At 68.6% G+C, this 12871-nt stretch carries 7 protein-coding genes; 4 read left to right on the top strand and 3 right to left on the bottom strand.

Going from position 1 to position 12871, the window contains the following annotated elements:
* Window positions 1-29: 29 nt before the first annotated feature.
* Entirely contained in the window at window positions 30-494 is a 465-nt protein-coding gene (locus tag WME73_RS29080) for a hypothetical protein (RefSeq protein ID WP_437739647.1), read from the bottom strand.
* A gap of 445 nt (window positions 495-939) precedes the next feature.
* Between WME73_RS29080 and WME73_RS29075 the strand changes: the two genes are divergently transcribed.
* Both WME73_RS29075 and WME73_RS29070 read left to right on the top strand, forming a co-directional pair.
* The gene (locus tag WME73_RS29075; RefSeq protein ID WP_437739646.1) at window positions 940-1311 is read left to right on the top strand and encodes a hypothetical protein; all 372 of its coding nucleotides are present in this window, start codon (window positions 940-942) and stop codon (window positions 1309-1311) included.
* Window positions 1312-1517: 206 nt separating this feature from the next.
* Window positions 1518-2348, top strand: coding sequence for a Uma2 family endonuclease (locus WME73_RS29070; RefSeq protein ID WP_437911638.1), 831 nt, complete (start codon window positions 1518-1520; stop codon window positions 2346-2348).
* 148 nt (window positions 2349-2496) lie between these two features.
* On the opposite strand, the gene WME73_RS29065 is transcribed toward WME73_RS29070, so the two are convergent.
* A complete protein-coding gene (locus WME73_RS29065; RefSeq protein WP_437911637.1) occupies window positions 2497-3834 on the bottom strand; it encodes a glucuronyl esterase domain-containing protein in 1338 nt (445 codons plus the stop codon).
* 397 nt (window positions 3835-4231) lie between these two features.
* Here WME73_RS29065 and WME73_RS29060 point away from each other — a divergent pair, with 397 nt between their 5' ends.
* Window positions 4232-6013: a DUF1592 domain-containing protein gene (locus tag WME73_RS29060; RefSeq protein WP_437911636.1), complete on the top strand. Its 1782-nt coding sequence runs from the start codon at window positions 4232-4234 to the stop codon at window positions 6011-6013.
* Window positions 6010-7623, top strand: a complete 1614-nt coding sequence (locus WME73_RS29055; protein ID WP_437739642.1) for a DUF1552 domain-containing protein — start codon at window positions 6010-6012, stop codon at window positions 7621-7623. The genes WME73_RS29060 and WME73_RS29055 overlap by 4 nt, the downstream gene beginning before the upstream one ends.
* A gap of 101 nt (window positions 7624-7724) precedes the next feature.
* Here the strand turns inward: WME73_RS29055 and WME73_RS29050 are convergent, their stop codons facing one another.
* Window positions 7725-12860 carry an AAA family ATPase gene (locus WME73_RS29050; protein WP_437911635.1) on the bottom strand — a complete coding sequence of 1712 codons (5136 nt, stop codon included), beginning with the start codon at window positions 12858-12860 and terminating at the stop codon, window positions 7725-7727.
* Between the last annotated feature and the right edge of the window lie 11 nt (window positions 12861-12871).

Here is a 12871-nt window from a genome sequence, read left to right as displayed (position 1 = left end):
GGCGACGGGAGGTTTTAGAGAGGCGCCTCTTACTTCCGCGAGGCTTCGCCCAGCACCACGAAGCCCGGATCCGTACGAATCAAGCGAGCCGCGTTCCCCTGGCGTTCCAGGACGAAATCGTACGATTCTCTCGTCCCATCATCGATGGTGCAGACGGCGCTGCCGGTGCCGTCGTCTTCGACTTCATACGTACACGTGAACGTCTGTCGATCAATGCCCTCTTCGGAGCTGACCGTTCGCCTCCCCAAGGTGATGTTCCCAGTGCCGTCGGCGACGAAGAATCCCACGGACGCTACCGGAGTACCGCCCGCCTCTCCCTGGAGGGAGAACACATAGCGTCCTCGGACATCGGCCTCCGTGAACCCGAACCCCGGATGATCTCTGCCGCGGCCGGCGCTCGCCGTTGACGCGAAGACGAGAGCCCCCGCGACGAGAAGGATGCTCGTGATCGCCAGACGATGAGGTCCCGTCCTCTTCCATGAGTGTTGCTCCACGTTGTTCCTCCTTGTCCGTCCCACCTATTCGCGAACTTCGGAGCGCGCCGCCGTCCTGAGACGCGCATGGTAGCCAAGATTATCCTCGATGCAAGCCAATCCCCGTGCTGACTCTCCCCCTTCCGAGCGGCGGGTGGAGGGCCGATACAGCTCCTCGCACGGTCCGCAGTTCGTCCCTCTCCGTGCAGGTCACTTCGGTTCTCGCCGCATCCCGGGCGACGTCTATCGCGTCCTCCGCCAGAGGTGTGATGAAGCCGTGCGGAGCTTGACGCCGCGCGCACTCCGGCGGCCTTCCGTCGCAGCACCATCGTCCAGCGGGCCGGCGTGCAAGGCGGATCGGGCGCGGCCCTCACGCGCGCGACGGTATGCATACTCGTCGTCTCATGACGGTGCCCGCAGATTTCATTGCCGCGAACATCAATTGTCTGTAGGCACGTGGTCGGCGATGCGGATTCGATCGTTCAAGCTGAGGTTCGCGGACGTGCATGTGCGCGTCGTGCCAGCGACGGACGCCGCGGGGTGCCCGTTCGCGGGGCCGGGCGTCGATCTGCGCGGTGCTTCTGCGGAGGAGGCGTTTCGCCTGGCCGCCCCGCTGCTGGCGAAGCTCGACGAACTCGAGCCCGGGATCTCGGTGCGCTCGATCGCTGTCGATCTGGAGAAGCCGTGGCTCACTGCGACGCTGCACGCGCAGGGCAGGCCGCGCGTGGTGCGCATCGACGCGGGGCCGACACTCCCGTGGCTCCTCCGCGAGATCGAGGCGGTGGTCGGCTATCTGAGCGATGCTGCGACGCGAGCGCTCGCGGCACGCGAAGGGTGAGGGACGCCTCTGCCCACCCACCACCGCACCGCAGACCACGGATCTCGGAATGCCGACAGCACCGCGCTGTGCTCGGGTGGGCACGATTCTCTCGATCCGCTCCGGAGCTCGACGGCGCCCCGAGGTGCGTTCCGTCGCCCGCCAGCCGCTGCCTCGGCCTGTCGATGCCGCAGCAGCGGCGGTCGTGGTATCCTCCGAGGCAGGCCATGTCAGCCGTAGAATCCGCGGCCCGCCCGCCCGCTGAAGCTCGTCCGATCGCCGCGCCCCGCCAGCGGATGGGGGCCCATGTCTACAGCCGCCCGCCCGAGCCGGTGTACTTCCCCGAGGCCGAAGAAGTGCCCGAGACGAACCGCCACCTTGAGCTCCGCACCGCGCTGTACCTCATCCTCAAGCGCGAGCTCGCGCACGCGGCGACCCTCGGCTCCGACCAGTTCGTCTACTGGGACCCGAGGACCTCGAAGAAGCGCCTCGCCCCCGACGCCTTCGTACGGCTGGGTATGCCTCATCGGACCTTCCGCACCTGGAAGATCTGGCTGCACGGGGCGCCTGACCTCGGGGTCGAGATCGTGAGCGACTCGGACGAGGGCGAGCCCGACTGGGACGAGAAGCTCGAGCGCTACCGCGCCGCGGGCATCCCGGAGGTCGTGCGCTTCGATCCCGAGGATCCAGAGCGACCGATCCGCATCTGGGACGCCCTGGAGGGGGATCTCGTGGAGCGGGCGTCCGACGACCCCGATCTGCGCGCTTGCGAGACGCTGGGCCTCTGGTGGACCGTCGTGCAAGACCAGTCGCTCGGCCCGATGCTCCGGCTGGCGCGCGACCGCGAAGGCCACGATCTGCTGCCGACGCCGGACGAGGCCGAGAGCAAGGCGCGCGAGGCCGAGAGCAAGGCGCGCGAGGCCGAGAGCAAGGCGCGCGAGGCCGAGAGCAAGGCGCGCGAAGCGAACGACAAGCTGCAGGCCGAGGTGCATGCGCTGCGGGCAGAGCTGGCGCAAGCCCAAGGGAAGCGGAAGGCGCGGCGACGCTCCCCGGGATGAGGCGCCCGCTCGGCCGGGGGGCGTTCAGGACCATCTAGGAAGTTCGGCGGACTTCGCCGGAAGCGCCGGACCACGTTCCAGCTCGCCGTCCGCACCGCGCCGGAGGTGGCCGTCAGGCTGCGCTTCCGCGATGGGTGAGCCCCTGGGGTCACTGGAGGTTCGGCGGCGTCCACGTCATCCACCGGCCGAGGTCGGCCTTCGCCCCGTCGCTCTCGAGCAAGTTGGTGTCGTCGGTGCCGCCCCCGACGAGGAACTTCTTCACGTACGCCTCGAGGATCGCCCTCTGCTGCGCGGGGAACTGGCAGTGCTCATGGCCTCCGAGCTGTGAGTAAGCCATCCTGTCGGGCACGCCTAGCCCCTCCCAGATCGCGTGGGCGATGGACCCGGCCGTGAAGGTGCTGTCGATGCCAAGCCAGTCGATTCGATTGTCGACGACGAGCAGCGCGCGCGGAGCGACGAGGCCCATGACCATGTGATGGTCGAACGGGAGGGTCGTCACCTTGTTGCCGAAGTTCGCGCCGAAGCTCTCACGGAACCACGGCTGCTCACCGGCCGCATGGGAGAGGGTCTGCACGTTCTCCCCGGCGTCCTTCCCCGCCTGTGAGACGCGCCAGCTCGCCGAGCCGCCGGCGCCCGATTCTTGCGGGATCGTCAGCACGATGCGCTCGTCGAACGCTCCCGTCGTGAGAGCCCCCTTTCCATCCCGCGAACAACCCGTCACGGCGATGCGCTTCGGATCGATGTTGGCCGCCGAGGTCTTCTCCAGCGCGTCGATGATCCGGCTGATGCCCCAGGCCCACGCGATCATCGAGCTGGCCGGGTGGTCCTTGCCGTAGAGGTCATAGAAGATCCCCGTCCCACGCGTGCCGCCGCCACCCTGCGCGCCCATGTCGTTGTTGTTGAAGATGGCCGTCGCGACGCCGTTCTGGCTGAACACGCTCGCGTCCAGGGTCACGCTGCCAAAGCCATAGAGACTGATGAGGAGTGGAATCGGAGCGGAGGGCGCCCCGGCAGGCCGGTTGATGTCGATGGAGAAGGAGACGCTCTTCGAGCCTTCGTTGACGCCGACCGTCAGCTTGTTCCCCGAGAACTCCCCCGTCACGTCGTCCTTGGACACCGCGGGCTTCGGTCCGGACTCGTACTCCTCGACCTGCGCCTTGATCTCGGCGCGCCGACATGCCCATTCCGACTTCTTCGTGATGCGCGATCCATCCAGCATCGTGAACGGATCGTGATGCGTTTCGTATACAGGGAGAGACGCCGCGGCAGGCAACGTCGGCTCGGGGCAGCTCGCGCTGCTGTCTTCGACGCCGCTTGGGCCGCCCGTGCCGGTGGATCCACTCCCACCCCCTCCCGAGACCGACGAGCTGCCGGAAGAGCCCGATCCGCCGCTGTTGTCCCCGCCGGTCGACGTCGTGGTGTCGGAGGGATCATCACCGCAGCCGGGGATCGACACGAACAGCAGAGCCAGAAGAACTTTTCTCATTGTCCTCGATGCCCGAAAGTTGGTTTGGTTCGCGACCGTTCGAATTGCTCAGCGGAGCAGCGCCGAGAGCGTGTCCGGCCGCTCCTGCGCAGGCGTGGTCCGGTTCGCGCGAAGAGCGCATTGGGTCGCGTGGCGCTGTCCGCTGTATGTCGATGTCCATGTGAGCGCTCACAATATCATGCCACTCTCACGCAATAATTGCTGTATCACAAGAGAAGTCGAAATTCTACTCACGCGCCTCGCCCCGGCGCCTTGCAAACCAGCGGATTTGCCGGGCGAAAGCAAACTTGCGCCAAGACGAAAATACGAGAAAACTCGTGATCTGCGACCCGCGACAAGGCATCCTGATGTCTGGGCGATGCTCGATGTGAGAGCCCCCTCGGATGAGGTGAGTTCTATGAACACGTGGGCGAGACGGTTCATCGTTCCTGTGCTGCTCACGGCGAGTTATGCAGCCATGGGCGGTTGCACCGCGATGATAGGCGGCGACGACCCGGAGGCGAGCAGCGGCTCTGGCGACGGGCCTGGGAGCGGCTCTGGCGACGGGCCTGGGAGCGGCTCTGGCAACGGGTCTGGCAGCGGAGACGGCGCCGGAGGGGACGGCTCGGCGGGGGGCGGCCCCGGCGTCGAGCCGACGGTGTGCGTGCCGGGCGTCCCGCGAACGTCGGCGCTGCCGCGTCTGACGAGGGCGCAATACGACAACACGATTCGCGATCTGGTCGGCATCGACAACCAGCCGTCGTCGATGCTCGCGCCGGACGGGGTCGGGAGCGTCGATCAGCGCGCGTGGGACGGGTACAAGACCGCCGCGGCGGCGGTGGCGGCGGCGGTGATGGCAGACGCCAAGGCGCGCGCCAAGACCATCCCGTGCACGCCGGCAGGCGACGGCACCGCGTGCGCGAACCAGCTCATCGATACGCTGGGGCGGCGCGCCTTCCGGCGGCCGCTCACCGAGGAGGAGAGGGGGCTCTTCCAGGCCCTCTACACCCGCCGCCAGGCGCTCACGCCGACCGGCTCGTTCGAGGACGGCGCCCAGCTGATCATCGAAGGGTTCTTGCTCTCGCCCTCCTTCCTGATGCGCGCCGAGATCAACGAGAAGCCCGAGGGCGAGTACTTCGTGCTGAACAGCCACGAGGTGGCGTCGCGCCTCTCGTACCTGATCTGGGGAACCATGCCGGACGACGAGCTGTTCGCCGCGGCAGACGAAGACGCGCTGCAGACGCCGGAGCAGATCCTCGCGCAGGCGCAGCGAATGCTCGCGGATCCCAAGAGCCGCGGGATGGTCAAGGCCTTCCACGAGCTCTACCTTCACATGGGCCCCGGCACGCGCTGGTCGGACATCCAGCGTGATCCGGCCGCTTTCCCGGACTTCAATGCGTCGATGATCCCGCTCCTGTCGGAGGAGACCGATCGCTTCATCGAGCACGTGGTCTTCGATCAGGCCGGGACGTTCCAGGATCTGGTCACCACGCCGGTGGGCTTCGTCAACGCCTCCCTGGCGCCGCTCTATGACCTGGATCCTGCGGAGTTCAACGGCGCGGAGCTCGTGCCGGTCGAGCTCGACCCGACGCAGCGCTCTGGCCTCTTCACCCGCCTGGGCTTCCTGGTGTCGCACTCGGGGTACGACCGGACGTCGCCCATCCTGCGCGGCGCGTTCTTGCAGAAGGAGGTCCTCTGCGCGGACATCCCGCCGCCGCCCCCGATGGTGGAGGGCACGCCGCTGCCCACGGACGCGAGCCTCACGACCAACCGTGCTCGGGTCGACGCGCAGACGGCGGGAGACTCCTGCGCGTTCTGCCATCACACGTACATCAACCCGGCGGGCTTCGCGCTCGAGGCGTACGACGCCGTGGGCGCCTTCCAGCAGACCGAATCGTTCTCGGGCGCGCCCATCGACACACGGGTGGACGTCGGCGTGGGCGAGGACCTCGTGGCGGTCGATGGCCCGGTGGCGCTCTCCGAGGCCATCGCGAGCTCCCCGGCAGCGCACACGTGCTACGTGCGAAAGTGGGTCTCGTTCGCCTACCAGCGCGAGCTGAACAACGAGGACTCCTGCACCGTGGACGAGCTGACCGCCAGGCTCACCCAGGGCGGCTACACGGTGCTCGACCTCATCGCAGACCTCACACAGAGTCAATCGTTCCGAGTTCGTGCCCTGCAGGCGGAGGTGGAGCCGTGAACCGAAGACTGTTCCTGCGCGGAATTGGTGGCGCGGCGCTCGCCGTCCCCTTCTTGAATTCGCTCGGACGCTCCGCGCGAGCGCAGGAGGCGCCGTCGCCGCGCCGCCTGGTGATCTTCTACACCAACAACGGTTGCCTGACGAACCGGTGGTTCCCGACGGGGATCGAGAACGGGGCCGGGAACGTCACCGCGGCGTCCCTGGAGACGACGCAGGCGGACGGGAAGCCCCGGACCCTCGCCGCGCTCGCGCCCTTCGCGTCGAAGCTGCTCTTCCCGCGTGGGCTCGCGATGCCGCTGAACGGCTTCAACAACAAGGTGGACGGCACGGAATATTTCGATCCCCACGATCAGGGCATGGGCAGCAAGCTGACCTGCGCGCCCCTCGATCCCACCGGGGATCACTGGGCGCTGTCGCACTCGCTCGACCACGAGATCGCGCAGCGCTTCAACCCGGGCACCAACAAGGTCCCGCTCGTGCTCTCCGTCGGCAATGCCTTCACGAACGTCAAGGGCATCGTGTCGTACTCGGCGCCGAAGACGCCGTACGCGCCCGTGACCAACGCGCGCACGGTGTACAGCAGCCTGACCGGGCTCTTCGTGAGCGGCTCCGAGACGGAAGCGGATTATCGCGTGGCTCGCGGCGAGAGCATCATCGATCTGGTCAGCCGCGATCTGAACGCCTACAAGGCCCGCAAGATGAGCGGCGCCGATCGGAAGAAGATCGACGACTGGCTCTCCCTGCTCCGCGAGACCGAGCAGCGGGTCGTCCCCTCTGCTTGCACCGCGGAGTCAGCAACCGCGCTCGGCGTCACGGACGCCGCCCTCACGCAGGCGGGCTACCCGGCTCGCGGCGGCGGCTTCCCCAACAGCGAGACGGTGTACACGCTCGGCAGCGAGATGATGATCCGACTCATCGCTCTCACGATGATGTGCGACAACAACCGCTCCATCGTGCTCCAGTGGCCGGGCTTCGTGACGTTCAAGTGGGACGGCATCGCGCACACCCACGATCATCACGGGCTCTCGCACCGGAACGGGAGCGCCGCTGTCGGCGGCCAGTGCGTGAGCGGCGTCATCGAGCAGATTCACGAGATCGACCGCTGGTACGCGGGGCGGTACGCCAAGCTGGTCAAGACCCTCGACAGCATCGAGGAGGGGGGCGGCACCATGCTCGACAACTCCGCGGTCATGTGGCTGCCCGAGCTCGCCGACGGCAACGCGCACAACAACAACAACCTGCCCATCGTGATCGCCGGCAGCGCGGGCGGTTACCTCAAGCAGGGCGTCTCGGTGAACGTCGCGGGCGGGAAGCTCGAGGCAGGCAACAGCGAAGCCACCTGCTCGAGCGGCACGGAGGGCGAGAACAACAGCGGCAACACCGGCTCGTCGGGCGGAACCGTCCCGCTGAACAAGCTCTACACGACGTTGATCAACGCGCTCGGCGCCGGGACGCCCGACTGGACTCCGGTCGATCGCTTCGGCGTCTCGGATGCGGTCGCGGTTGGCTTCGGTGGCAGCGGGCCGTCGTTCACCACCGACGGCGCAGGCAAGGTCACCGACGGGCCTGGCATCAGCAAGCCGGGGGAGCTCGACGCCATCAAGGCGTGAGGCGACCGAAAGCCGCCGCAGGCCCGGGCCAGCACGTGCACGAGAGCGCCGTCGGCGCTCTCTGACTTTCACGATCGGTCTTGAGCGTGACCGCCCGACCCTCACCTCGCCGGCGGGCGCGCGCGGGCTGGCCCCGAGGACAGCGGCGCGCTCATCCCGGTCGACTGCCCGGCGCGGCGGAGCGCATAGGCGATGCCGCTCTGAAGGGTGCCCATGGTGACGATGGACTTCAGCTCGATGTCCAGGCCCACCATCGCCTGGGCGACCTCGGCGCGCGTGCCGGTGAGCACGGCCTCCGTGCCGAGCAGCCGCAGCGCGTTGGCGGTCCCCACGAGCGTCTGCGCGATCTGGGTATCGATGTGTTTCATCCCGGTGATGTCCAGGATCACGACGCGCGCCTGGTGGCGCTGGGCGCCGTCGAGCGCGACCTCCAGCACCTGAGCTGCCCGCGCGGCGTCCATGGTGCCGATGAGCGGCATCACCATGATATGGTCGGTGATCGGGATGAGCGGCGTCGAGAGCTCTGCCAGCCTCGACTGCTGCGCCTCGAACATCTGCCGCTGCAGCGCGGCCCGCTCCCGCTCCGCCTGCTCGCGCTGCGCGAGCTCGATCTGCAGGCGCTCGTTGCTCGCGCTGAGCTGCGTGTTGGAGCGCTGGAGCTCCTCGGTGCGCTGCGCGACCTCGGCCTCGAGCCGCCGGTTGGCGTTCTGGACCTGCTCCTTCACCTCCCGCATGCCCGAGAGGAGCAGCGCGTTCTCGATGGATATCGCGGCCTGGGACGACAGAAGGCCGAGCAGCTCGACGCGGCTCGCGTTGAACGCCCTGCTCGCGGCGTTGTTCTCCAGGTAAAGGACGCCGTTCATGCGGCTCTGGTGGAGCAGCGGAAGGCACAGGACGGATCGCGTGCCCTGCCCGAGGATGCAGGGATCGTCGGAGAACCTGGCATCGGCGCTGGCGTCGTCGAGCACCAGCGGCTCGCGGGTGCGAGCGACGAACAGCGCCACCTTGTGCGGCAGGTCGGGGCGCGTATCGAGCGGCTCGCTCGGCCCGAGCGCGAGCGTCCCGGGCTCGACCCCGAAGGTCGCCTCGACGAAGAGCCGCCCGTCCCGCTCCAGGACGAGCGCCCCCCGCTGCGCGCCGGAGTTCCCGAGCACGAGCGTCACCAGGCGTTCGATCACCCGCTCGAGCTCCGTCTCGCCGGCGATGCCCTGCACGGCGCGCACGATCAGCGCGGCATCCCGCAGGTTGCCGACCGTCGTCCGGCCGAGGATGGTCCCCGCGTGCGCCGGGCCCGACGTCGCCGAGGGGATGGAAGAGATCGGCACGCTGTCGCTCGAAGAGGGCAGCAGCGCGGCGTGATCGCGCGCGAGCGCGTCCGCCTTGGCCGTCGCTCCCCAGTGCCGGTAGCCGAGGTACGCGTCCGCCATGTACGCGCGCGCCACCTTCGTCCTGCCCTCGTGGAGGTGCAGCTTCGCGCACAGCTCGTTCGCGAGCGCCTCGTCGTGAGGAAACTCGTTCTCCCGGGCCAGGGAGATCGCCCGGTCGTAAAGGCCCATGGCCTCGAGCTGGTCGCCGGCGACGCGCGCCTCCTCGGCCTGGATGAGCAGCAGCAGGTGCTGGAAGTTCATGGGGGCGCTCGCGGCGAGGCCCGCGATCCGCTCCTTGTGGCGGGTGATGGTCTGCGCGCGGCGCTCCGCGTCTTCGGGCGACGCCGCGGCGGGCAGCGCGAGGAACGCCATGCAAGCGTAGAAATGCAGCTTCGTCGGTTGATACAGACCGAGCATGCCGGCGCCGTAGGCCTCGGCGTCCGCGGCGTGCGCCGCGGCCCTCTCGCAGTCGCCGTACAGATAGGGAAGCTGCAGCTTGAGCAGCGCGTAAAAGAAGAGGCCCGCGATCAAGTCCCTCTCTTTGAGGCGCGCGACGAACTCGTCCTCGTCGAAATGGTCGTCGCTCAGGCTGCCCGGGGCCCGCGTCCGCCCCTGCAGGCTCGCGATCGCCTGCCTCATGAGCGTCATCACGGCTGTGCCGCTGACGTCCCCGGTTCGCCGTAACACGACGAGGCCTCGCTCCACCTCCTCGCGCAGCTCCTCGAGCGGATAGCCCGCGGTGAACATGTTGCTGGTCACGCAGTTCCATACGTTGCTGAGATGGGCGAAGTCGCCCGATTCCAGCAGCCCTTGCCGCGCCTGCAGGAAGCGAGAAATCCCGTCGCGCACGTCGTGGAACAGGTGGGAATACGTGGCGAAGACGTAGTTCACCCTGGCGGCCAGGGCGGCGTTCGAGAACTTGTCGCTCAAGGTGATGGCGAGGCGGCCGAACGCGTGGCCGTCCGCGGGGCGCCCCTGCAAGACCGCGAGCAGGAATCCGTACGAGGTGTACGCGAGGGCGGACACGTCCGCGTGGCCGTACCGCAGGGAGATGTTGACCTGCTTGAGGACGAACAGCGGGTAAAGCTCCGGCCTCAGGCAGAAGACCGGCCCCATCATATCGCTGATGAGCTGGACGAGCGCCCTTTGCTCCGAGTTGTCCATCACCGGCGCGTCGATCAGGTCTTCTATGCGCCGGCCCGCCAGGTTCGCGTCCACCTCTGCAAGCTCGGCCCCGACGCGCGCCTGCAGCTCCGCCTCGCTGCTCGGCAGCGTGAAGCCGAGGATGCCGATGCCCTCGCCGCCCAGGCGCACCGCGTCCGCGAGGTTCCCCAGCGTCACGTGGAGCAGCACGCGGAGGCTGTAGATCTGCGCCCGCTCCACGTTCGACCGCGCCCGGGGCATGAGGGACGTGAAGAGCTCCTCGGCCCGCTCGGGCGCGCCGCTCAGGTACACGCACTCCGCGTTCTCTCGGCTGAGCGCGAAGCAGAGCTCCTCGTGGCGCGCCCAGCGCGCGTCCCCGAGGAGCTCTAGCCCCGCGCTGAAGTGGTCTGTGGCCGCCCGATAGGCTGTCCTGATCTTGGCCGCCCTGCCCGCCCGCTGGTTGAGCCGGGCCAGGGCCAGCCGCCCGGCCTCGTCGGCGATGCCCCGCGCGCCCAGGTTCAGGTGGCGGACGATCTCGATCAGGTCCTCGTCCGGCGGCGTCTCGCCGGCCCGCGCCCAGAGCAGCCGGCCGATCGCCAGGTGCATCGCTTCCCTGCGCGAGGGCTCGACGAGCGAGTAGGCCGCGTGGCGCACCCGGTCGTGCAGGAACCGGTACGATACCTTGATCTCCTGGGGGGCCGAGGGCTCGGTGTCCGCGCTCTCGTCGAAGAAGCGATAATCGCTGTCACGCGGCACGATCAGGCCCCCGCGCAGCGCGTCCCACAGGTCGGCGGCCGTCGCGGCGGGCGATTTCTCGTGGACGGCCGCCAGCGTGGTGAGATCGAACGTGTGGCCCAGGCACGCGGCGAGCTTCAGCGCGCGCTGCGTCGCCGGCGGGAGCCGGTGCAGCCTGTCGAGCATGAGGTCGACCACGTTGTCCGCGGCGACCGCCTCCCGGACGCGCGCCACGTCCCATGCCCAGGCCTCCGAGGGCGCGTCGAACCACAGCGCCTCCGCGTCGTGGAGCTCGCCGAGGAGCTGGCCCAGGAAGAACGGGTTGCCCTCGGTCTTCTCGAAGACCAGCGTCGCGAGCGGCGCGACCGCATGCGGCCGCGCGCTCAGCGTGTCGGCGACGATCTGTGTGACCGTCGGCATGTCGAGGGGCTTGAGCGTGAGCTCGGCGATCGCCACGCCCGACTTGCGAAGCTCACCCAGCGTCGCGTGCAGCGGGTGGGCGGCGTCCACCTCGTTGTCCCGATAGGCGCCGATGATCAGGAGATGGTTGCCCTCCACGTCCGTGAGGAGGCGCTCGAGGATCCTGAGCGACGCCGGATCGGCCCACTGCAGATCGTCGAGGAAGAGGGTCAGCGGGTGGGTCGGCGCAGCGAAGACCCGCAGGAAGCGCTGCACCAGGAGATCGAAGCGGTTCCGGGCCTCGGTCGGCCCGAGCTCCGGCACGGCCGGCTGAGGCCCGAGGATCAGCTCGAGCTCCGGGATCAGCTCGATGAGGAGCTGCCCGTTCGCGCCGACCGCGGCGAGCAGCTTGCGTCTCCACTCCTCGACGGCCGCCGCCGACTCCGTCAGGACCTGCCGGATGAGCTCGCGGAACGCCTGCGCCACCGACGCGAGCGAGACGTCCCGGTTGATCGGATCGAACTTTCCCTTCGCGAAATACCCTCCATGACGGGCGATGGGCTTGTGGATCTCGTTCACCAGCGTGGTCTTGCCGACGCCGGAGTAGCCCGAGATGAGCACCAGCCCGGCCGCGCCCCGGCGAGCCCGCTGAAAGGCGGACAGGAGCACGTTCACCTCGTGATCCCGGCCATAGAGCCGCTGGGGAACGCGCAGATCCAGCGGCCGGTCGTGCTGGCCCAGCGGGAACGGATCGGCGCGGCCCGTCGCCTCCCACCGCCGGAGGCACTCCTCCAGGTCGAGCTTGACCCCGCGGGCGCTCTGGTATCGATCCTCCGGCATCTTGGCCAGGAGCTTCACGATCACGTCCGACAGCGCGTGGGGCACCCCCGGCGCGCGCTCGTGCGGCGGCGTCGGCATGCGCGCCATGTGGCTGTGAATGAGCGCGGTGGGATCGCCCTCCTGGAACGGGAGGGCCCCTGTCAGCATCTCGTAGAGCGTGACGCCGAACGAGTAGAGATCGGCGCGCAGATCCACGCTCCGGTTCATGCGGCCAGTCTGCTCAGGGGCGATATACGACAAGGTGCCCTCGAGCGCGTCCGGCGGGAGCGTCTCGGGGGTCTCCCTCGAGAGGCGGGCCGCGATGCCGAAGTCGACGAGCCGCGGGCGCTGCGTCTTCTCGTCGATCAGGATATTGTGCGGCTTGATGTCCTTGTGAATGATCCGGAGTCCGTGGAGCGTGTCGAGGGTGCCCGCGAGCGCGATGGCGGTGCGGAGCGCCGTGCCCACGTCGAGCCTGCGCGCCTTCAGCACGGCGTGCAGCGAGGAGGGGCCGAGGTCCTCCATGATGAGCGCGAGGCCTCTGCCGCACTTCTCGATGGCGTGCGCCTTGACGACGCCGGCCACCTCGCCCGCGTCCCGCAGGATGGCGAACTCGCGCCGCAGCCGCGCGAGATCCCTGGCCGTCGGGAACTCGGACCGAGGCATCTTGACCGCGACCGGCGCGCCGTCCTCGTTCCGGCGGCCGCGGTACAGCACGGTCTCGGAGCCTTCATATACCCTCTCGAACAGCGTATGACCTGACAGATCGATCATTGCAGCAAGAC

Source organism: Sorangium sp. So ce302, from assembly GCF_051530145.1.
In the GTDB taxonomy this organism is placed as follows: Bacteria; Myxococcota_A; Polyangia; order Polyangiales; family Polyangiaceae; genus Sorangium; species Sorangium cellulosum_B.
The sequence above is the reverse complement of the archived record's forward strand: the minus strand, read 5'-3'. Positions and strand labels throughout refer to the sequence as shown.